We start from the raw sequence: 321 nt of genomic DNA, 5'->3' as shown, positions 1-321 counted from the left end.
GGAAAAGCTCTTACAACGTATCCGCCGGATCTTCTTGGATTCACGCCGTTTGTATGGCAGCCGGAAGATTCATAAAGTTTTGGTTCAGCAAGGAGTTGCCGTGTCGGAAAAAACGGTCGTGCGAATCATGAAGGAGCTTGGTTTAACGTCCAGAACCGTGAAAAAATACAAAGCAACTACGAACTCCAAACACCAACTGCCTGTTCAGGAGAACCTTTTGAACCAGCAGTTTGTTGCTGGAGCCCCAAACGAGGTGTGGATGACGGATATTACGTATATTCCCACTGATGAAGGCTGGCTTTATTTGGCGAGCGTGATGGA

Annotated in this window: 1 protein-coding gene; it reads left to right on the top strand. The window is 47.4% G+C overall.

From position 1 onward, the window contains the following. Nucleotides 1-321, top strand: a 321-nt coding sequence (locus E0698_RS26390; RefSeq protein ID WP_192513445.1) for an IS3 family transposase, incomplete at both ends; no start/stop codon positions are given.

Source organism: Paenibacillus sp. 23TSA30-6 (genome assembly GCF_014858585.1).
GTDB lineage: Bacteria > Bacillota > Bacilli > Paenibacillales > Paenibacillaceae > Paenibacillus.
This window is presented reverse-complemented; position numbering and strand designations above follow the sequence as displayed.